Annotated in this window: 15 protein-coding genes; 7 read left to right on the forward strand and 8 right to left on the reverse strand. The window is 73.2% G+C overall.

The genetic code is table 11. The annotated features are described in order from the left end of the window. Positions 1-358: 358 nt before the first annotated feature. The 4 genes from ACIP98_RS38630 to ACIP98_RS38645 all read right to left on the reverse strand — a co-directional run bounded on the left by ACIP98_RS38630 (position 359) and on the right by ACIP98_RS38645 (position 6,097). A complete protein-coding gene (locus ACIP98_RS38630) occupies positions 359-1,996 on the reverse strand; it encodes an LCP family protein (RefSeq protein WP_401981093.1) in 1,638 nt (545 codons plus the stop codon). A gap of 72 nt (positions 1,997-2,068) precedes the next feature. Then, positions 2,069-3,841 carry an LCP family protein gene (locus tag ACIP98_RS38635; protein WP_401981096.1) on the reverse strand — a complete coding sequence of 591 codons (1,773 nt, stop codon included), beginning with the start codon at positions 3,839-3,841 and terminating at the stop codon, positions 2,069-2,071. Between the two features lie 119 nt (positions 3,842-3,960). Next, a complete protein-coding gene (locus tag ACIP98_RS38640; protein ID WP_319661624.1) occupies positions 3,961-5,184 on the reverse strand; it encodes an LCP family protein in 1,224 nt (407 codons plus the stop codon). Between the two features lie 160 nt (positions 5,185-5,344). Further along, a complete protein-coding gene (locus ACIP98_RS38645; protein ID WP_401981099.1) occupies positions 5,345-6,097 on the reverse strand; it encodes a TIGR03089 family protein in 753 nt (250 codons plus the stop codon). A gap of 167 nt (positions 6,098-6,264) precedes the next feature. Between ACIP98_RS38645 and ACIP98_RS38650 the strand changes: the two genes are divergently transcribed. The 4 genes from ACIP98_RS38650 to ACIP98_RS38665 all read left to right on the forward strand — a co-directional run bounded on the left by ACIP98_RS38650 (position 6,265) and on the right by ACIP98_RS38665 (position 10,744). After that, a complete protein-coding gene (locus ACIP98_RS38650) occupies positions 6,265-7,740 on the forward strand; it encodes an N-acetylmuramoyl-L-alanine amidase (RefSeq protein WP_401981101.1) in 1,476 nt (491 codons plus the stop codon). A gap of 75 nt (positions 7,741-7,815) precedes the next feature. Next, a complete protein-coding gene (locus tag ACIP98_RS38655; protein WP_401981103.1) occupies positions 7,816-8,898 on the forward strand; it encodes a sugar phosphate nucleotidyltransferase in 1,083 nt (360 codons plus the stop codon). A 74-nt stretch (positions 8,899-8,972) separates the two neighbouring features. After that, positions 8,973-9,905 (forward strand): DNA-3-methyladenine glycosylase 2 family protein, encoded by a 933-nt coding sequence (locus ACIP98_RS38660; RefSeq protein WP_319661804.1) that lies wholly within the window; start codon positions 8,973-8,975, stop codon positions 9,903-9,905. 29 nt (positions 9,906-9,934) lie between these two features. Beyond that, the gene (locus tag ACIP98_RS38665; protein WP_401981105.1) at positions 9,935-10,744 is read left to right on the forward strand and encodes a hypothetical protein; all 810 of its coding nucleotides are present in this window, start codon (positions 9,935-9,937) and stop codon (positions 10,742-10,744) included. A 33-nt stretch (positions 10,745-10,777) separates the two neighbouring features. On the opposite strand, the gene ACIP98_RS38670 is transcribed toward ACIP98_RS38665, so the two are convergent. The 4 genes from ACIP98_RS38670 to ACIP98_RS38685 form a co-directional block, all read right to left on the reverse strand. Beyond that, positions 10,778-11,434 (reverse strand): GNAT family N-acetyltransferase, encoded by a 657-nt coding sequence (locus tag ACIP98_RS38670; protein ID WP_401981106.1) that lies wholly within the window; start codon positions 11,432-11,434, stop codon positions 10,778-10,780. A gap of 444 nt (positions 11,435-11,878) precedes the next feature. Further along, positions 11,879-13,189 carry a coenzyme F420-0:L-glutamate ligase gene (locus ACIP98_RS38675; RefSeq protein WP_319661615.1) on the reverse strand — a complete coding sequence of 437 codons (1,311 nt, stop codon included), beginning with the start codon at positions 13,187-13,189 and terminating at the stop codon, positions 11,879-11,881. Further along, positions 13,186-14,151, reverse strand: coding sequence for a 2-phospho-L-lactate transferase (cofD, locus tag ACIP98_RS38680; RefSeq protein WP_319661614.1), 966 nt, complete (start codon positions 14,149-14,151; stop codon positions 13,186-13,188). The genes ACIP98_RS38675 and cofD overlap by 4 nt, the downstream gene beginning before the upstream one ends. Positions 14,152-14,176: 25 nt before the next feature. Continuing rightward, positions 14,177-14,686 (reverse strand): cysteine dioxygenase family protein, encoded by a 510-nt coding sequence (locus ACIP98_RS38685; protein WP_319661613.1) that lies wholly within the window; start codon positions 14,684-14,686, stop codon positions 14,177-14,179. A 594-nt stretch (positions 14,687-15,280) separates the two neighbouring features. Between ACIP98_RS38685 and ACIP98_RS38690 the strand changes: the two genes are divergently transcribed. The 3 genes from ACIP98_RS38690 (at position 15,281) to ACIP98_RS38700 (ending at position 20,969) form a co-directional block, all read left to right on the forward strand. Next, positions 15,281-15,544 (forward strand): WhiB family transcriptional regulator, encoded by a 264-nt coding sequence (locus ACIP98_RS38690; RefSeq protein WP_018559705.1) that lies wholly within the window; start codon positions 15,281-15,283, stop codon positions 15,542-15,544. Positions 15,545-15,684: 140 nt separating this feature from the next. Continuing rightward, on the forward strand, positions 15,685-19,491 hold the full coding sequence (locus ACIP98_RS38695; RefSeq protein ID WP_401981110.1) for a glycosyltransferase family 2 protein: 3,807 nt from the start codon (positions 15,685-15,687) through the stop codon (positions 19,489-19,491). After that, positions 19,488-20,969: a DUF5719 family protein gene (locus ACIP98_RS38700; protein WP_401981111.1), complete on the forward strand. Its 1,482-nt coding sequence runs from the start codon at positions 19,488-19,490 to the stop codon at positions 20,967-20,969. Before ACIP98_RS38695 ends, ACIP98_RS38700 begins: the two co-directional genes overlap by 4 nt. Positions 20,970-20,978: the final 9 nt, after the last annotated feature.

Consider the following 20,978-nt stretch of genomic DNA (forward strand, 5'->3'; position numbering starts at 1 on the left):
TAGCCGCCGCCGTACGAGGGCTGCTGCGGAACGTACGGCGCCCCGTCACCGCCCCTGTACGGAGCGTTGCCCCACCCGGGTTCATGAGGTTCGTAAGGGGCGTTGAGCCCCCCAGGGGCGCTGCCGTGGCGCATTCAGGCCTCCCATGGCGCGCTGGTCACCATGGTCGGCTCCGGCGCCGTGGCGCCCGCGGACCGTTGGTGATTCCCAGCTGCGCGACTGTCAAAGCCCTGTGGGGTCCGACAGAAATGCTCGCGGATGGTTGGAGGTCACGATACATAACGTCGGCAACTGTCCAGGCCTTCGATTCTTATCAGTCATGTAAAACGATTGCCCCCTGCCCTGAAGGGGGCGTTCCCTACTGCCACCGATACGGCGCATACACCGGCATACAGGTGGATTTGTCCGAGCCGTTGAGGGCGCCGGCGCTGTCGGGGAGCTTCGCGTCGGGATCGGCGCCGCCCGCGTAGGCCGTCCCCTCGCGCCAGTCCGCGCCGACGACCAGTGTGACGGAGGCAACGTGTGAGGATTCCTTCACAAGGCCGACCGGCAGCTTGAGGGCCTTCGCCACGGCGAGCGCGTCCGAGCGGGCCTGGGCCCCCTGGGCGGCGGGGTAGGCGATCGCGGTGGTGGCCGACGGCTGCGCCTCGGCGGCCTTCACGGCCCCCGTGAAGCCCTGGCCGGCCAGGAGGCCCGCCACGACGCCCGCACGGCCGTTCACGGGGGTGCCCGTGCTGTCGCCGGCGGTGCCGTTGACCACGGCCACTGGGATATCGGCGGCCGGACGTGCCGGCGGTCCCGACTCGGCGGGCTTCTTCGGGGGCTTCTTGGCGCCGTTGTCGTCGAACGGCACGTCGTGCACGAGCTTCGCCCACACCCTGGGCGCGTTCACCGCGTCCGGGATGTAGTGCTGGTCGTTCTCCGGGTCCGTGGCCGGCGGCATCGTGAGCATCGTGATCCGCTTCGACGGGACGCTCTTGAGCTCCATGCCGAGGTCGTACAGCTTCTTCGGGGTGCCGATCTCCTCGGAGACCTGCAGCGCCTTGGTCGCCGCCTCCGCCAGGTTCCGGAGCCGGCCGCTGTCGGTGAAGACGTTCTGCGAGCGCAGCTCCCGCACCATCGAGTTCATGTACATGTGCTGGGCCTCGGCCCGGCCCAGGTCGCTCTCGAAGGCGTGCCGGGTGCGCAGCCACTGCAGCGCGGTCTTGCCGTAGATCTTCTGCCGGCCGGCCTTGAGCTTCAGGCCGGAGCCGCCGGGCTGGTCCGGCGTGGGGTGGTCCCACACGTTCTGCCGCACGCACACCTCCACACCGCCCACGGCGTCGGCCATCTTCACCACGCCCGCGAAGTCGATCATCATCCAGTGGTCGATGTAGACCCCGGTGAGGTTCTGGACGGTGGCCAGCGTGCAGCCCGGACCGCCGTGCGTGAGGCTCTCGTTGATGATCGCGTGCGTGGTGGCGGGAAACGTCTCGCCGGTCTTGGGGTCGGTGCACTTCGGGATCGGCACCCGGGTGTCGCGCGGGATGCTCACCACCGACATGTTGCTGCGGTCGGCGGAGACGTGCACAAGCATGATCACGTCGGCGCGCGGTTTGTCCCCGCGGGTGTACTTGGCGCCGCCCAGCTTCAGGTTGGCGTCCGTGTTGCGGCTGTCGGAGCCCAGCAGAAGGATGTTGAGCGCGTTGGTGGGCGTCTTGTGCACGTTGCTGGCGCCGCTGTTGCGCTTGCCCTTGCGGATGTTGTGGCTCAAGTGCTGGTAGTACGCGTAACCGGCCCCCGCCGTACCGAGTATCAGCAGGGCCAGGACGACCGCGGTCCAGCGCAGTGCGCGCCGCCCGCGCCGCCGGCGGGTCCCCGCCGCGCGCTGCGCACGGCCGCCGTCCGGCGCACCGGGCGCCGGGGGCCCCGTGCGCGCCGCGTCCGCCTCATGCTGCGGACGAGTCTCGTACAGGCTGTCGTCCCACCCGAGATCGCGCACGCCACGGTCGGTCATGTCTGGTCCCCACCCCTGAAGCCCCGTCGAATCCCCGTAGTTGTGTTCCAGCCGTTCGCGGGCCGGTGCCGGCTACTTGGCACAGACGCTCTTGTCGTCGGCCTCGACCTTCTGGATGCCCTCGGGCGCCTTGGTGGGCGCCGTGATCGGCGTCCCCGCGGCGGTGAAGTCCTTGCCGAGGGTGAGCGTCATGTTCGCGCGCGGTGCCGCGTCCTGTGTGCCCGGGATCAGCGCGGACGCGGGCAGTCCCATCATGTCGGCCAGCCGCCGTGCCTGGTCGGCCTGGTTCGGGGCGTACTTCAGCGTCGTCTTCTGCGCGTCGGCGGGTGCGTTGCCGCCGTTGGTGGAACGGGTGACGCCCTGCGCGTTCTGCAGCCAGCTGACGGTGTCCTGGGCCGCGCCGAAGATCCCGCTGCCGTTGTAGACCTCGACCCGCACGTTGATCGCGTCGGCCTTCGGGCCCTTGAGCTTGCCCGCGGCCGCGTCCTTCTCCTTCTTCTTCACCTCGGTGAGCGAGATGTCCTGGCGCACCATGGTGAACAGCTGCGGCGCCCTGGTCTTGTCCAGGACGACGGTCGTGTGCACCTTCTCCGCCGGGTTGTCTATGACCGGGACGGTGGCGAAAGTGATGTTCTTGGTGTTCACCCGGCTCAGGTCCTTGGCCAGGTCGGCGAGCTTCGTCACGCTGCCGATGCCGGTGTCCACGGTGAGCGCCTTGGTCGCGGTGTTCGCCAGCTTCAGCAGCTTCGTCGGACTGGTGAGCGTGTCGCCCGACTTCATCTCCCGCATCATCGAACCCAGGAACTGCTGCTGCAGCTGGATACGGCTCAGGTCGCCGCCGAAGCCGACGCTGTGGCGGGTGCGGACGAACGCCAGCGCCTGCTCGCCCTGCACCTTGTGCCTGCCCTTGGGCAGCTTGAGGTGCGAGTCCGGGTCGTCGATGTCCTTGGCCAGGCACACCTCGACGCCGCCCACCGCGGTGGAGAGGTCCTTGACGGCGTCGAAGTTGGCCATCATGAAATGGTCCGGCATGATCCCGGTCAGCGCCTTGACCGTGCGCATCGTGCAGCCCGGGTCGCGTCCGTACTGCCCCAGGCTGGTGTTGAAGCGGACCCCCTCCTCGCCCGGGATGAGCTTCGTGGAGCCGTCCGCCTGCTTCGTCGGGCAGTCCGGGATGTCGGTGATGATGTCGCGCGGGATGCTCAACGCGGTCGCGTTGGAGCGGTCCTTGGACACGTGGAAGAGGATCGTGGTGTCCGCGTGGCCGATGTTCGCCGAGTCGCCGTACTTGCCCTTCAGGCCCTGCCGGCTGTCGGTGCCGATCACGAGGATGTTGACCGGGCCGTCGCTGGTGGGGGCGTTGGAGCCGATGCCGGTGTCCACCGTGTTGATGTTGCCGTTGAGCTGCTGGTACAGGACGTAGACGCCGACGCTCGCGGCCACCACGACCAGGCCGAGCGTGCCGGCCGTCCAGATCAGCGCCTTCTTCCGGCCCGACTTGCGCGACTGCGCCTTGCGCCGGCCGGCGCGGGTCGCCGCGTGGCCGCCCGCGGTCTCCGGGACGGCGGCCCTCCGTCCGCCCTGACCCGCGCGCTGGGCCTGGCGGCGCGGCCCGGGAGGCTGTTCCCGGCCGCCCCGTCCGGGCTGGGCGCCCTGACCGGCGGGCCCCTGCTGACGGGGCCGGCCCTGCTGGGGGTCGCGCTGGGGACGACGGCCGCCCTGGGACGGAACGGCGCGGTCCGCGGGCACTCCCGGGTCCAGCCGCAGCTGGTAGCTGCCCGTCTCGGGATCGAACACCCACTGGTCCGCCGGGTCGACGTGCTGCCTACGGCCTTGCGTGTCCACGGTCGATCGAGTCCTCCGTCTCGGCCGCTGCGTCAGGCCGGATCGCCCACACTAACCCCACAGTTCAGCGTCCAGGAGCGCAGCTGACAAATTCCGGTCCCTACAACTGGACAAACTGTTCAATCCCCACTGCCGCCGCAGACATCGCGGTCCGCGGTCGTTCCGCGGTAGGAGGGGGCGTCCGTCGCGGCCCCGGTCGCAGAGGGAGATGCGGAAGCGGTGGACGTGGTTCCGCCGGGCGTGGGGCTGTTGCTCGCCCGGGGGCTCGCGCCGTCGTCCTGCACCGCCACGGTGCCGTCCTCGCGCAGCGTGGTGAAGAGCTTCTTGGCCTCCGGCTGCACGAGTTCGTCCCGGTTCGGGTCCTGGACCCAGGGGCGGCGCGGCACGGTCAGGAAGCGCACCTGCCCGGCGGGCGTCCGGCGCAGGGTCTGGGTGAGGTCGTACAGCTCGCGCAGCGAGTCCAGCCCGGGGTCGGCGGTGAGGGAGGAGGTCGCCGCGTCCAGCAGCGGGTAGAGCTTGGTGGGGTTGAGCAGCACTCCGGTGCTGTCGACCTTCTTCACCAGCGAGGCCAGGAACTCCTGCTGCCGGTCGATGCGCTGGGTGTCGCTGCCGTCGCCGATGCCGTGGCGGGCGCGGACGTAGCCGAGGGCGTCCTCGCCGTGCAGCACCTGGCGGCCGGCCTTCAGGTCCAGGTGCGCGTCCTCGTCGTGCACCTTGTGCGGGACGCAGACCTCGACGCCGCCGACCGCGTCGACCATCTTCTTGAACCCGCTGAAGTCCACGACGAGATGGTGGTCGACCCGGATCCCGGTCAGCTTCTCGACGGTACGGATCGTGCACGCCGCCCCGCCGAACTCGAACGCCCAGTTGAACTGGGCGAACTGGGCCCTGGACATGCTGCCGTCGGGCCGCCGGCAGGAGGGGATGTCCACCATCAGGTCGCGCGGCAGGCTGACCGCCGTCGCCGTCTTCCGGTCCGCGGCCAGGTGCAGCAGGATGGCGGTGTCCGAGCGCTGGGTGCCGGTGTCCTGTCCGTACTTGCCGTTGCCGTCGCCCCGGTTGTCGGAGCCGAGCAGCAGGATGTTCTCGGCGGAGGTCGCCTGCGGCAGCGCGCTGGGCCGCTCGGACTGGACGCGCAGGAGCTCGCGCGAGGTGTCGGTGTCCGTGTGGATGTTCCCGTCAAGCTGCCGGTACAGGTGCCAGGCGACACCCGCGCCGGACAGCACCGCCAGCGCGGTCACCCCGGCCAGGACGCGCGGCCACCGGCGGCGGCGCTGACGGGTCGGCGGCGCCGCGCCGGGAGAGGTGTCCTTCGACTCCGGCGAATCGGCAGGCGTGGTCACGTACGTCCCGTCCTTCGGATGGTGTGGCTTTCTTCTCACCCGTACAGACAGTTCAATTCCGCACTCGGTTGTGCGGAGTTGTTCACTTGTGCGTTCGACCGTCCAGCATCTCGCGGATCCCGCGGGGCCGCCTCCCGGGAGCGGCGGCCCCGGCCCCTGCTTACGCCATGTGGGTGACGCGCTCGCTCTCCCGGCGTTTGTCCAGGTCAGAGGCGGCCAGCCGGTCCAGGTGGCGGCAGAGCACCACCGAGCCGCCCGCCGCCAGCGGCGCCAGCAGCCCGGCCGCGAGCCCGTCCCAGTCGCCGTAGGGCCGTCCCGACAGCAGGCGGGAACCGGCGGTCAGGCCGAGCGACGCCGCCGAGGCGGCCGCCCGCTCCACCACGCCGGTGCCGGTCAGCTCCTCGCCGCCGGGCAGCTCCAGTGCCGGGGCGCCGGGGTCCACGGGCGCGTAGGGGGTGAAGCGGTCGCCCTGCGTCGGCACCTCCACCGCGTAGTCCGCGAACCCGGCCGGAGGCTGCGGGAACCGCGCGCCCAGCGGGCGCAGCGCCAGCGCCACCCGCTCGCCGGGGCAGGCCAGGGCCGCCTCCAGGGTTTCGGGACCGGAGACCACGAAGTCGGCGCCGGCCGGATCCCCGCCGGGCACCGCCACCACGCCGGTGGAGAAGCAGGCGAGCAGCCACACCGCCGTCTGCCAGTGGGCGGGCAGCAGCAGCGCGGCCCGGTCACCCGGCTGGGCGCCGAGCTCGTCCTGGATGAGGTTGGCGGTCTTCGCCACCCAGTTGCCGAAGGTGGCGACGGACAGTTCCACGCGCTCGCCGGTGGCGTCGTCGTAGAAGGTGACCAGGGGGCGGGCGGGGTCCGCCGCGAGCGCGGAACGCAGCAGGTCGGCGGGCGTACGGGCAGTCGATGTCACGCGGCCCAGGCTACGTCAGGAGCCCTGCGCACGGGCGTTGCTGAGGGAGCGGCAGGCCGCCGGCCGGGATCGGAACGTCCGTCAGATCCCGGCTGCGGGTTTTTGGGGCTTATGTAAGTGTTTTTCTCATGCGTGCCTTTATTGCCACTTCCGTCGGCTGCGCGTGCATGGCAGCTCTCGCCGTCCCGCTCGCGCTGCCCTCCGGCGCCACCGCGACGATCCACACCCCGTACCGGGCCGCCGCTCCCGACGCCCCGTCGGGAAGTACCCACACCCTGATGCTGGCCCCGCTCGCGACCTCCGGCCGCGCCCTCGGCTCGCCCCTGGCCGAAGGGCTCACCGAGCGGTCGGTCAAGCCCTTCTCCCTGCTCGGCGTCACGTGGGAAGACGCCCGCACCGACCTGGAGGGCACGGTCCAGGTGCGCACCCGCGCCGTCGGCACCGGTGCGTGGTCGGCCTGGCGGGACATCGAGTCGCACTCCGAGGACGCCCCCGACGCGGGTTCCCCGGAGGCGACCGAGTCGGGCGTGCGCGGCGCCACCGCCCCGCTGTGGGTCGGCCGCTGCGACGGGGTCGAGGTGCGCGTCGTGCCCAAGCGGACGGGTGGCGTGCGCGGCACGCTGCCGGCACTGCCCAAGGGGCTGCGGCTGGACATGGTCGACCCGGGGGACGATCCGCCGGGGGCGCCCTCGGCGGCGCCGTCCACCGCGGGCGCGCCGCCGTCCGGCGCCGACCCCGTACCCGCGGTCACGCCCCCCGATCCGACGGACGAACCGGCCAACGACCCCGCGCGCCCGGGGAGTCAGGACCGGCCCGGGGACACCGGGTCCCCGGGCGGCGCCGGCGATCCGACGGACAGTGGCACCACGGGCCGTCCCGGCGACACAGGGGGTACAACAGGGGACACGGGCGACACCGGCGACGAGCCCGGGACCCCTGTGACGACCGACCCGACCGATACCTCGGGCACCGAGGACGAACTCCCCGTCGTCCCCGCCCTCACCCGGGCCGAGACCGAGGCCCTCACCGGTCGCACGTACATCGGCCCCCGCCCCCGCATCGTCACCCGGGCCGGCTGGCACGCCGACGAGTCGCTGCGCACCGAGGACTTCCTCTTCACCGACCAGGTCGACGCGATGTTCGTGCACCACAGCGCCACCGGCAACGACTACGACTGCTCTGACGCGCCGTCGCTCATCCGCAGTATCTACCGCTACCACATCAACAGCAGCGGATGGCGCGACATCGGCTACAACTTCCTCGTCGACAAGTGCGGAACCATCTACGAGGGCCGGGGCGGCGGGGTCGCCAAGGCCGTGTTCGGCGCGCACACCCTCGGCTTCAACGCGGACAGCATGGGCGTCGCCGTGCTCGGCACGTTCAGCGACGCGGAGCCCTCCGAGGAGGCACTGGACGCGGTCGCCCGGCTCGCCGCCTGGAAACTCGGCATCTACGGACACAATCCGGCCGGTACGGCATATCTCTTGTCAGGAGGGAGCAACAAGTACAGGAAGGGTGTCCGGGTCAGCTTCAACTCCATCTCCGGGCACCGCGACGGGTTCGCGACCGAATGTCCAGGAACGGTGCTGTACGACGATCTCGGCTACATCCGCCGCAAGGCGGCGGCCCTCCAGGGTCGCTGATGGGAGCCGCGACGAGACCCGCATAGGATTGGCCGCTCGTACGTTCGGCCCCGCCAGGAAGCGGAGACAACACAGGTGACTGAAGCGATCCTCTTGGTCGGCGGCAAGGGCACGCGGCTGCGGCCGCTGACGGTGCACACCCCCAAGCCGATGGTCCCCGCGGCAGGCGTCCCCTTCCTCACCCACCAACTGGCCAGGGCCCGCGCCGCGGGCGTGGAGCACATCGTTCTCGCCACCTCCTACCTCGCCGAGGTCTTCGAGCCCTGGTTCGGCGACGGGTCGGACCTCGGACTGCGCCTGGAGTACGTCACCGAGGACGAGCCCCTGGGCACCGGAGGCGCCATCCGCAACGTCGCGGACCGCCTCGACTCCGCGCCCGGCGACCCCGTCCTGATCTTCAACGGCGACATCCTCACCGGCCTCGACATCGCCGGATTGGTCGCCACCCACCGCCGCAGCGGCGCCGACGTCTCCCTCCACCTCACCCGGGTCGACGACCCGCGCGCCTACGGGCTGGTGCCGACCGACGCCGACGGCCGCGTCACCGCCTTCCTGGAGAAGCCGGAGACCCCCGAGGAGATCGTCACCGACCAGATCAACGCGGGCGCCTACGTCTTCAACCGCTCCGTCATCGACTCCATCCCCGCCGGGCGCCCGGTCTCCGTCGAACGGGAGACCTTCCCCGGACTGCTCGCCGCCGGCGCGCACCTGCAGGGCATGGTCGACTCCACGTACTGGCTCGACCTCGGCACCCCGCACGCCTTCGTGCGCGGCTCCGCCGACCTCGTCCTCGGCCGCGCCCCGTCCCCGGCCGTGCCGGGGCGCTGCGGCGAACGCCTCGTCCTGGAGGGCGCCCGCGTCGCCGACGACGCCAAGCTCACCGCCGGCACCGCGGTGTCCGCCGGCGCGGTGATCGGCTCCGGCGCGGTCGTGGAGGGCAGTACCGTCCTCGCCGGCGCCGTCGTCCGGCCCGGCGCGATCATCACCGACTCCCTCATCGGCGCGGGCGCGGTCATCGGCGAACGCACCGTCCTGGACACCGCGGTCATCGGCGACGCGGCCCACATCGGCGCGGACAACGAACTGCGGTACGGCGCGCGGGTCTGGTGCGGAGCGGTCATCCCGGACGGGGCGCTGCGCTTCTCGTCCGACCAGTAGCGCGCGGCCCCGGCGCGTACCCTCGGAGGGTGCATCCCGAGCAGACCCGACTCCTCCGCGGCGCGACGCCACGCGTGCCCGGCCCGCGCACCCCGGGCCGGATCCGCCGGTGGACCCCGGGCGGCCCGCTGGACCTGGGCCTGACCCTCGGGCCCCTGCGCCGCGGGCCCGGCGATCCCGCCTTCCGGGTGGGCTCCGACGGCGCGGTCTACCGCGCGTCGCGCACCCCCGAGGGCCCGGGCACCCTCCGCATCGCCCGCCCCGCCGGCGGCGAGGTCGAGGCCCAGGCGTGGGGCGCGGGCGCCGACTGGCTGCTCGACCGCCTGCCGGAACTGCTCGGCGACGCCGACGAGCCCGGCGCGTTCGCCGCCCGCCACCGCGTCGTCCACGAGGCCCACCGCCGCAACCCCGGGCTCCGCCTGACCCGTACCGGCCTGGTCCTGGAATCGCTGATGCCCGCGATCCTGGAGCAGAAGGTCACCTCCGACGAGGCCTACCGCTCCTGGCGCGTCCTGCTGTGGCGCTTCGGCGAGCCCGCCCCCGGCCCCGGCGAGGAACTGCGCATGCGCGTCATGCCGGACGCCCGCGGCTGGGCCATGATCCCCTCCTGGGAGTGGCACCGCGCCAACGTCGACGGCAAGCGCTCGGCCGCCGCCGTGCGCGCCGCCCGCGCGGCCGCCCGCATGGAGCAGGCCACGGGCCTCGGCCCCGCCGAGGCGTTCGCGCGCCTGCAGGCGATCCCGGGCATCGGCCCCTGGACCGCCGCCGAGACCCTGCAGCGCAGCAACGGCGATCCCGACGCGGTCACGGTCGGCGACCTCCACCTGCCGAACACCGTCGGCTACGCCCTGACCGGCGCCCACCGCACCGACGACGCCACCATGCTGGAACTCCTGGAGCCCTACGCGGGCCAGCGCCACCGCGCCGCCCGTCTCATCCTCCTGACCGGCCGTCGCCCCCCGCGCCGCGCCCCCCGCATGGCCCCGGGGAACATCGTTCCGCTCTGACGCGCACGCGGCGCGCCTATGCTCCGCGCGTGACGACCCCGAACACCGCCCTCGCCGACATACTGGACCGCCGGAAGCCGGAGGAGGAAGCGGAGCAGCTGCTCGCCGCCCTGATCGACTTCGGCGTGTTCGTCCCCGTGGGCGACAACGGCTCGGTGATCTTCATGAAGGGGCAGGACGAGGAGCCCGTGCTGCCCGGTTACGTCAGCGAGGAGTGCTGCCGGCAGCGCCGGCCCGGTGCCGTCGCCGTGCACTGCGACGTGACGCGTCTGCTGGACATCGGGCTCCACACGAAGACCGAGGCGCTCGCCCTGTACTCCGAACACGGCTGGGCCACGGTTCCCCTCGCCCTGGTCGCGCAGACGCTGCGCACCAGGGGCATGGTCCTGACGACCGAGCGCACGGTCCGGTTCAGCTGGTCCACGCACCCCATGGCCGTGGCACTGCGCGACACGCTCCGCGAGCGGCTCCTGGACCACCCCGACGTGCGGTGCGTGTGGATCGCGCAGGTCCGGTGGATGGACACGGGCATGGAACACCTCATGCTGCACATGGCGCTCGCCGACGCCGCGTGGCCGGACACGTCCGGCGTCCTCATGGAGGACGTGCTCTCCCGGATCGAACTCGGCGCCGAGACCCGGGAAGTCGTCGTACGGGTCCTGCGCCCGGCGTCGGACGCCGACGCGGCCACCATGCGGGAACTCGACACGATGGGCCTGGACACCGTGCGCGCCGACCACGCGGCGCGCCGCGTCGAGGTGATCTCCCGCGAGTACGACGCGCATCCGGCGGCCGCACCCGCCCCGGCTGAGCGGCCCAGGCGCTGGTGGCGCCGGTAGGTGCCGGTCCCGGCGGCGCCCGGCGCCGGTGCGTCAGCCGGCGGCGTCGCGGGCCCCGAAGAGGTCCCGGCAGCGCTCCAGCCCGTGGATCTCGACGGGAACGGTGCGGTGCGCCTCCCAGTCCGCGCGCTCCAGCCGCAGCCGCCGCAGGGTGCGGACCGAGCCGCGGACTGCCGCGACGGTGCGCCCGTCGTCGCGGTAGCCGAGCTTCTGCGAGACACGCAGCGACGCCGGGTTGTCGGTCATCGCGGCGGAGGTGACGGACCGGGCGCCCAGTCCCTCGAACACCAAGTGCAGGGCCGCTGCGCGCATTCCGGTGCCGATGCCCCGGCCCTGGTGCGCCAGCCCGAGCCACGAGGCGGTCCGCGCCTCCCGGGTCACGGCGAAGTTGTCCGCGGCCACGTCCTGCCGCCCGACCACCTTTCCCGCGCACCGCACCGCCAGGCTCAGCGTCCAGTCCTCCGGCCGCCACGCCGCCACCGTCCCCAGCACGTGCTGGAAGGTGGCCCGCTCGCGCTCGCGCGGACTGGCGTCGGTCCACGGGACGGTGAAGGGCATGCGGGCCTCGTCGTGGACACCGCCCGCGGCGACGCCCGCCAGTTCCGCGAGCCCCGCCAGCCCGGGCAGGCCCAACTCCAGTCGTGGAGTGGTGATCCGGAGCGCGTACAGCGGCCACACCTGTTCTTCCATGCCCGGAGCCTGCCCTCGCGCCCGTCCGTCCGTCGACCGGATTTCCCGCGCGGCCGGCCTCCGCGAAAACCCCTTGCGGAGGTGCCGCGCGCGCCCGGCACACTGCGCCGGTGAGCAGATTCGCCCACGTCGTCGTGATCGCCCAGGACGCAGCCGAGGTCATGGACCCGTTGACGACGCCGCCCGACGAGCGAACGGCAACGGCACCAGTGCTTCCGGCGCATCGGTGAAGGCATGCTGGACGCACCGGCGGTAGGGGTCGGGCGGCTCAACCGGGCCGGTCTGCCCGCGCGTCCGGAATCGCTGCCGTGCCCCGCCCCGAACCCGTGCCCCGTGCACGTCCCGATCCACGGCCGGGAGCACCACTGCCGCGGGCCGCGGGGACGGCGCCACCGGCGTCCTCGGCAGGACCGGCCACCCCGGTGACGGCGTCACGAGCGACGCCTAGCGCACCGCGATGAACGCCTCCACGCTCCGCGCGGGCCGTTCCTTGGGGCCGGCGGCGGGGCGGCCGATGGCGACCGCGCCCATCGGGTCCCAGTCGCCGGGCAGGTCCAGCACCCCGCGCACCACGTCACGGCAGAACATCGTGGACGACACCCAGGCGGAGCCGAGTTGCTCGCCGGCGAGGGCGACCAGGAAGTTCTCCACCGCGGCGCCCATCGCGACCACGAACATCTCGCGTTCGGCCGCCGACCGCCGGGGGTCGGGGTAGTCGTGCGCCCCGTCGGCGACCAGGCACGGGACGACCAGGTAGGGCGCCCGGCGCAGGACGTCGCCGCGCCGTACGCGCTTGGCGACGGACTCCTCGCTGCGGCCGTCGCGGCGCAGGTCGGCGATCCAGGCGTCGCGCATCGCGTCCAGGAGGCGCACCCGGGCGGCCTCGGTCTCCAGGAGCACGAACCGCCACGGCGTCGTGTGGTGCGGGGCCGGGGCGGTGACGGCGAGTGCCACGGCCCGCCGCACCGCGTCCCCGTCGACGGGGGCGTCGGAGAAGTCGCGGATCGTGCGGCGCAGGGAGACGGCCTCGCGCACCGCCTCCGACGTGCCCAGCCGGAACATGTCCTCGGCGGCCGGCCGCAGCAGCGCCCGGGCGCCGTCGCCGTTCTCCTCGGCCGGGAGCACCAGACTTTCCAGCCCGCGCACCACGGCCACCGGGGTGCCGCCCGCCTTGCCCTTGACGAGGTCGCCGGCCCCGGCCAGCTCGTCGCCCAACGCCGTGACGGTGACCGCGAGTTCGTTGCCGTGGGAGTCGGTCGCGCCCCGCAGGTCGTCCACGACCCGGATCCCGGCCGCGCCGATGGCGACGTCGGTGAGGCCCTGGCGCCAGGGGCGCCCGAAGGTGTCGGTGACGACGACGCCGACGTTGACGCCGAGGGCCTCGCGCACCCCCGCGCGGATGGTCCGCGCGGAGGCGTCCGGGTCCTCGGGCAGCAGCAGCACCGTGCCCGGCGCCGTGTTGGAGGCGTCGACGCCCGCCGCCGCCATGACGAAGCCGTGCCGGGTCTCCACGATCCGCGTCGGACCGCGCCGGGCGACCAGCCGGACCGTCTCCGCGTCGATGGCGGCCTCGCGGTCGTCGGCGTGGACGACGCGCCCCTCCGCCTTGCTGACGATCTTCGAGGTGACGACGAGGACGTCGCCGTCCTCCAGGTAGCCGGCGGCCGTGGCGACGAGCTTCGCCAGGTCGTCGCCGGCCGTGATCTCCGGCAGCCCGCCGACCGCCCACACCCGGTAGGACACGGGACTGCTCACGCCCGGACCTCCTCTGCCAGCGTCAGCGCCTCGCGCGCCATCGCGGCGGTGGCCTCGAGATCCGTCATCATCAGCGGCACGGCCCGGCAGCGGATGCCCGCCGCCTCGACCTCGTCCACCGTGCCCGCGTCGACGGTGTCGACGAGCCAGCCGTCCAGCAGACCGGAGCCGTAGTGCGCGGCGACCGCCGCGGCGGTGGACTCGACGCCGACGGCGGCCAGGACCTTGTCGGCCATGCCCCGCACCGGGGCGTCGCCGACGATGGGGGAGAGGCCCACGACCGGCACGCCCGCCTCGGCGATGGCCTCGCGGATGCCGGGCACGGCCAGGATCGTGCCGACCGACACCACCGGGTTCGACGGCGGGAAGAGGACGACGTCCGCCTCGGCGATCGCCTCCAGCACGCCGGGCGCCGGCTTCGCGCCCTCCGCGCCGACCGGCAGCACCGCGTAGGCCTCGGTGGAGGCCCGCAGCCGCACCCAGTACTCCTGGAAGTGCACGGCCTTGCGGCCGCCCCCGCCGTCCGGGTCGTCGATCACGACGTGCGTCTCGATGCGGTCGTCGGTCATCGGGATGAGCCGTACGCCCGGCTTCCACCGCGCGCACAGCGCCTCGGTGACCGCGCTCAGCGGATAGCCGGCGCCGATCATCTGGGTGCGCACGATGTGGGTGGCGAAATCGCGGTCGCCGAGACCGAACCACTCGGGGCCGACCCCGTACGCGGCGAGTTCCTCCTTCACGGCGAAGGTCTCGTCCGCGCGCCCCCAGCCCTGGCCTTCGTGGATGCCGCCGCCCAGGGTGTACATGACGGTGTCGAGGTCGGGGCAGACCTTCAGCCCGAACAGGTGGATGTCGTCGCCGGTGTTGCCGATCACGGTGATGTCCGCGTCCGGCGCCGCTTCCTTGAGACCGCGCAGGAAGCGGGCGCCCCCGATGCCACCGGCCAGTACCACGATTCGCATGTGGACAGTCTGGCAGCCGCGCCTGTCAGCCTGCGAACGTCCCCTCGACGGCCGGGGCCCCGGAGGTGCAGGCGTACGGCGTCATCTCGGTCAGACCCGGGAAGTAGACGTGCAGGCTGACCGCCGGTTCCAGGGAGTCGTTGACGACCTCGTGGACGTACCCGGGGGCGAACACGCGCTGGTGGCCCTCGGAGAGTGAACGGCGCACCTCGCCGTTGCCGCCGAGCGCCCGCTCGGTCAGCGTGCCCTCCAGGACGGTCAGCACGCCGCTGGAGCGGCCGTGGTCGTGCAGCCCGCTGCCCTGGCCGGGGACCCAGCTCAGCAGCCAGATCTCGTAGCCGGGGCCGGTGCGCAGCCGGTCGTACCAGCGCGAGGTGGCGTCGTAGCGCACGCGTGGCGCCCAGTGGGCGCGGTCCTCGGCGATACGGCGGGCCAGCCCGGCGAACTCCGCCACCGTGGCGGGATGGGCGGGGACGGGCGGCAGCAGGTGCGGGACGGCGAGCGGGTCGCCGGCGATCGAGACGTCGCTGTTCATGGGTGCGGGAGTTCCTACGGGAAGTGAGGAGCGTCAGGCAGGGCGCATGAGGCTGTGCGGGCCGGGAATGAAGATCGTCAGCGGCAACAGCTGGAACAGCGACAGTGAGCTTCCACGGCACGACGGAAGTCGCCGAGGCGGCGGATCCGGGAGGGCGCGTGGGTCACTGGCATGCGCCCCAGCACACCGGCTCTTCCGGGTCTCTGTCAACTTGACATCCGGTTTGTCGCGAATCTTTCACCTGATCCGGCTATTCGACCAGGTGAAAGGTTTGTGCGGGGCCGCCCCGGGAAGGTGCGGACGCAACCACACGGCTACGCAGGAACGTCTCCCCAGGAAACGTCGTTGTGTTTTCGTGATCTCATCGTGATCGCCGGCTCCGCAGGGGCGTCGATCACGATTGACGTATGCGGACGTTTGGACTGATTTGAACACTTTCCGTCAGTCCTTGGTTCCGCAGGGTGAATAACGGGCCCAATAGCAGATCTCGGCTTGACTGGCCCGTATCGGCACACTTGTAATTTCACTCGTGTCGTTCGACCGTCACAGGTAACGGCAACATCACGGGGAAGCGAAAACAGACGAGGGGCGCGCATGACCGAGCTGTTCCAGCTGTTGCTGGCCGAAGAGGCCGACGAAGAGCTCGGGTGGCAGGAGCGCGCGCTGTGCGCGCAGACCGATCCCGAGTCCTTCTTCCCCGAGAAGGGCGGTTCCACCCGCGAGGCCAAGAAGGTCTGCCTCGCCTGCGAGGTCCGCTCCGACTGCCTGGACTACGCCCTCGCCAACGACGAGCGCTTCGGCATCTGGGGCGGCCTGTCCGAGCGCGAGCGGCGCCGCCTGAAGAAGGGCGTCGTCTGAGCCCACGCCCGGCACGTCGCGTTCGTGCGTATATGTGCTCCGGACCCGGAGGGGCGGCCTCCCGCAACCGTTAGTGTGGGGGCCCGTCCGAGACGCCTGAGGCGTCGTCCGAAGTCCAGCGAACCGGGGCCCGAACCTCGATGTCCGTGAACAGTTCAGCCGGGACTCAATACGCCGCCCAGGCTCCGGAGTTCCCGCGCCACGTCGTCACCGCCGTGCTGGTAGCCCACGACGGTGCCCGGTGGTTGCCCAACGCGCTCGCGGGCCTGGTCTCCCAGGACCGCCCGGTCCAGGACGTCGTCGCCGCCGACACCGGCAGTGCCGACGACTCCGCCCGGCTGCTCGCCGAGTCCCTCGGCGACCACCGCGTCCTGCACCTCGCCCGGCGCAGCGGCTTCGGCGCCGCCGTCGAGGAGTGCGTCCGCGCCGCTCCGCCGATGACCGCCGAGCAGCTGCCGTACCTGCAGCGCCGCAGCGGCTGGGACCCGGTCGCCCGCACCTGGGACGACAACGCCTACGACGAGCCCGAGCAGCCCCACGGCGAGCCGGTGCACTGGCTCTGGCTGCTCCACGACGACTGCGAGCCCGCCCCCGACGCCCTGCGGAGCCTGCTGAAGGTCGCCGACTCCGCACCCTCCGCCGGTGTCATCGGCCCCAAGCTGCGCAGCTGGTACGACCGCCGCCAGCTCCTGGAGGTCGGCGTCTCCATCGCCCGCAGCGGCCGCCGCTGGACCGGGCTGGAGCGCCGCGAGCAGGACCAGGGCCAGCACGACCAGGTGCGCCAGGTGCTGTCGGTGTCCAGCGCCGGGATGCTCGTGCGCCGCGACGTGTGGGAGGAGCTCGGCGGCTTCGACCGCCGGCTGCCCCTCATGCGTGACGACGTCGACTTCTGCTGGCGCGCCCAGTCCGCCGGCCACACCGTCCTCATCGCGCCCGACGCCGTCCTGCGGCACGCCGAGGCCGCCTCCCGCGAACGCCGCCCCGTCGACTGCGCCGGCCGCTCCGCGGTCGACCCGCACCGCGTCGACAAGGCCGGCGCCGTCTACACCCTGCTGGCCAACACTCGCGGCGCCCTGCTGCCCTACGTCTTCGCGCGCCTGGTGCTCGGCACCGTGCTGCGCACGCTGGCCTACCTCGTCGGCAAGGTCCCCAAGCAGGCTGTCGACGAGATCACCGGCCTGCTGTCGGTGCTGCTGCGGCCCGGCCGCGTCCTCAGTGCCCGCAGGCAGCGCTCCCGGCCCGCCGTCGAGGCGTCCGAACTGAGGTCGCTCTTCCCGCCGCCCGGTGCGACCGTGCGCGCGACGGTCGAACAGGTCGTCAGCAACATCTCCGGCCGCGCCGCGGCCGACGCCACCTCCGCCGGCCGCCACGGCGGCGGCATTGACTCCGGCCCCAGCGGCGGGGACGACGACGGCGAGTACCTGGAGATCGAGCAGTTCGCCCTGCTCAAGCGGATCGCCCGGCAGCCCGCGCCGATGCTCTTCGCGGTCCTGCTGCTGTTCTCCCTCATCGCCTGCCGCCAGCTCCTCGGCGGCGGCGCCCTGTCCGGCGGCGCGCTGCTGCCCGCCCCGGACCGGGCGGGCGACCTGTGGGGCTCCTACCTCGGCGCCTGGCACGCCCTCGGCACCGGCAACACCGCGAGCGCGCCGCCGTACCTGGCGATCGTGGCGACCATGTCGAACGTGCTGTTCGGCAGCACCGGCCTCGCCCTGACCGTGCTCCTGGTGGCCTCCGTCCCGCTCGCCGGGCTGAGCGCGTACTTCGCCTCCCGGCCGCTGGTCGAGTCCCGGCTGCTGCGTGCCTGGGCGGCCGTCGCGTACGCCTTCCTGCCCGCCGCGACCGGCGCCCTGGCGGGTGGCCGGCTCGGCACCGCGGTCCTGGCCATCGTGCTGCCGCTGATGGCGCGTGCCGCCGTCTCCGCCGCGGGGCTGCGGCTGTCCCGCGACGCCGTCGACCGCGGCGTGCGCCCCGGCTGGCGTGCCGCCTGGGCCTTCGCGCTGCTGCTGACGCTCACCACCGCCTTCACCCCGGTCACCTGGCCCATCGCACTGGTGCTCGTCGTCGTCTCGGTCGCGCTGCGCCTCGTGCGCGGCCAGGGACACCTCGTCGTGCCCCTGGCGATGCGGGCCGTCGCGATCCTCGGCGCCCCCATGGTGGTGCTCGCGCCCTGGTCGTTGGACCTGCTCACCCAGCCCAAGCGCTTCCTGTACGAGGCCGGCCTGCCCTACGGCCCGCGCGCCGCATCCGCCACCGACCTCGTCCTGGTCAACCCCGGCGGCCCCGGCGCGGCCGGCGGGTGGCTGCTCGCCGGCATCGTGCTGGCCGCGCTCGCCGCCCTGCTGCGCGCCGGGCGCCGGCTGAGCATCATCAGCGCCTGGGTGGCCGCCCTGACCGGCCTGCTCTTCGCGGTCGCCGCCAACACCACCGCGTGGGCCGGGCCCGCCACCCTCGTGTACGGCCTCGCCCTGCTCGCCGCCGCCGCGGTCGGCGCCGAGAACGCACAGGAACGGCTCGCCGCCTCCGGCTTCGGCTGGCGCCAGCCCGCCGCCGCCCTCGTCGCCCTGGCCGCCGTCCTCGCCCCGCTGTCCGCCGCGGTCGGCTGGATGGCCGGCGGCGCCGACGGCCCCTTGGAGCGACGCGACCCGACGCAGGTCCCGGCCTTCGTCGCCGAGGAGGGCTCCACCCGCGACCAGGCCCGCACCCTGGTGCTGTCGGGCACGCCCGCCCGTGTCTCGTACGCCCTCGTGCGCGGCGCCGGAGCGCGCCTCGGCGACGCCGAGATCGCGGCCTCCGCGGGCGGCGACACCCGGCTGGACAAGATCGTCGCCAACCTCGTCGCCGGTTCCGGCGCCGACCAGGCAACCCAGCTCGGCGGCTACGCCGTGCGCTACGTCCTCGTCCAGCAGGGCGCCCCCCGCGAGGTGGGCCGCACCCTGGACAGCACCCCGGGCCTGTCCCGGCTCAGCCAGGCCGACGGCAGTGCGCTGTGGCGGGTCGACAACGACGTCGCCCGGCTCACGATCGTCCCCAAGCCCGCCGCTTCCGGTGACACCGCCGCCCCTGGCAGTGCGAGCACCCAGCCGGTCATGGTCGCCTCCGGCAAGGTCGAGGCGCACACCACGATCCCGGCCGGTCCCGAGGGACGCGTGCTGCGCCTCGCGGACAGCGTCGCCCCCGGCTGGAACGCCACCCTCGACGGCCGGGCGCTCACCCCGACCACCGTCGACGGCTGGGCCCAGGGCTTCGAACTGCCCGCCGGCGGAGGCCGCCTGGACCTCACCTACGACGACCCCTTCACCCACATCGTGTGGGTGTGGGTCCAGGGCTTCCTCGGCCTGGTCCTGATCGTCATGGCCCTGCCCGGGCGGCGCCGCGAGATCGACGACGACCTGCCGGAGACCGAGCCCGTTCCGGCCGGCGCCGCAGCCGCGGCCGCCGACATCCCGGCCCAGGCGACCGGCGACGGCCGCCGCGCCCGCAGGCTGCGCGCCGCCGCCGAGGCGGAGCCGGACGACGCCGACCCGGACGGACCGGAGCACCCGGAGGACGCTCCCGAGGAGCAGGCCGCGGAGTACACCGAGTACCCGGAGTACGACCCCTACGCCGCCGGGCCCCAGCAGAACGACCCGTACGGCCAGGAGCAGTGGGCCGCCGACTACCAGAGCACCTACGGCTACGAGCAGCCCGCCCAGCAGCCCCAGGAGCAGCAGGACCAGCAGCCGGTCTACGACCCCTACGGCTACGGCGAGCAGCAGCCCCAGCAGGGCTATCCGCAGCCGGGCTACGAGCAGCAGCAGGGCTACGAGGAGCAGCCGGGCTACGGGCAGCAGCAGGGCTACGACCAGCAGGGTTACGAGCAGCAGCCCTACGACCCGTCCTACACGCCCTACGACCCGACGGCGTACGACTCGGACGGCTACCGCCGCGACGGGAGCAACCAGCAGTGAACCGCAGCGCCCTCTCCCTGATCGGCGTCACCGCCGCCCTCGCCGCCGTCACCGGCATCGCCACCCTGACCGGCGCGGGCACCCCGGAAGCCGCGCCCGCCGCCAGTGCGGCCCGGCTGCCCGTCGAACGGTCGACGCTGACCTGCCCCGCCCCGTCCGACTCGGACTTCGCGACGACGACGTACACGTCGTTCACGCCGAAGGGCGGCGCGGCGGGCGGCGCCGGAAGCGCCGCCCTGCTGCCCGCCGCCGGCCAGGACGGCAAGGCGCCCAAGGGCAAGCCCAAGCCGGTCGCCCCCCTCAAGGAGGCGGGCAAACCCGTCACCGTGACCACCGGGAGCACCAGCGCCCCCGCCCTCATCGGCACCGCCGACGGCGCCCTGGCGCCCGGCTGGACCGTGCAGCAGACCACCGTCATCGACGCCGGACCGGCCCGCGCCGTGCTCGGCACCTCCTGCGCGGTGCCGGACAGCGAGTTCTGGTTCCCGGCCGTCAGCACGGCCGCGACCCGTCAGGACTACGTCCACCTGACCAACCCCGACGACAACGCGGCCGTCGTCGACCTGGAGCTCTACGGCCCCAAGGGCCAGATCAAGACCGACACCGGCGACGGCATCACCGTGCCGCCCGGCGCCTCCGTCCCGGTGCTGCTGTCGACCCTGACCCCCGAGAAGACCGGCGGCCTCACCCTCCACGTCAGCGCCCGCAGCGGCCGGGTCGGCGCCACCGTCGAGGCCATCGACAGCAAGGCCGGCGGAGACTGGCTCGCCGCGTCCGCCGACCCCTCCGACACCCTCGTCATGCCGGGCATCCCGGCCGACGCGACCTCGGTGCAGCTGGTGGTCTTCGCGACCGGGGACGACGACGCCGACCTCAAGCTGCGGCTGGCGGCCTCCGCGGGCGACATCACCCCGGCCGGCCACGAGACCGTCCACGTCAAGAGCGGCATGACCACCACCGTCGACCTCGGTGACGTCACCAAGGGCGAGGCGGGCTCGCTCGTCCTGACCCCGAGCGGCACCACGGGCTCGGCGCCGGTCGTCGCGGCGCTGCGGATCGCCCGCGGCAAGGGCGCCGACCAGGAGACCGCGTTCCTGCCCGCCACCGCGCCCGTCGGCGACCGCGCCACCGTCGCCGACAACCGCACCAAGGGCTCCACCCTCGCCCTCACCGCGCTCACCTCGGACGCCACGGTCAAGGTCACGACCTCGGCCTCCACCGCGGGCGGCGAGCCGGTCGGCAAGACGCTCTCGGTCAAGGCCGGGACGACCGTCGTGCTCTCCCCGCCCGACCCGTCGGCGGGCAAGGGCACCTACGCGGTCACGGTCGAGCCGTCCTCCGGCGGCCCGGTCTACGCCTCACGCACGCTGGAGCTGCCGCGGGACGGTGTCCCGATGTTCACCGTCCAGGCGATGCCGGACGACCGCGGCCTGGTGGCGGTGCCGGCGTCACGGGAAGACCTCTCGATCCTCAACTGACCTCATCCG

The organism is Streptomyces sp. NPDC088354 (genome assembly GCF_044753585.1).
Taxonomy (GTDB): domain Bacteria; phylum Actinomycetota; class Actinomycetes; order Streptomycetales; family Streptomycetaceae; genus Actinacidiphila.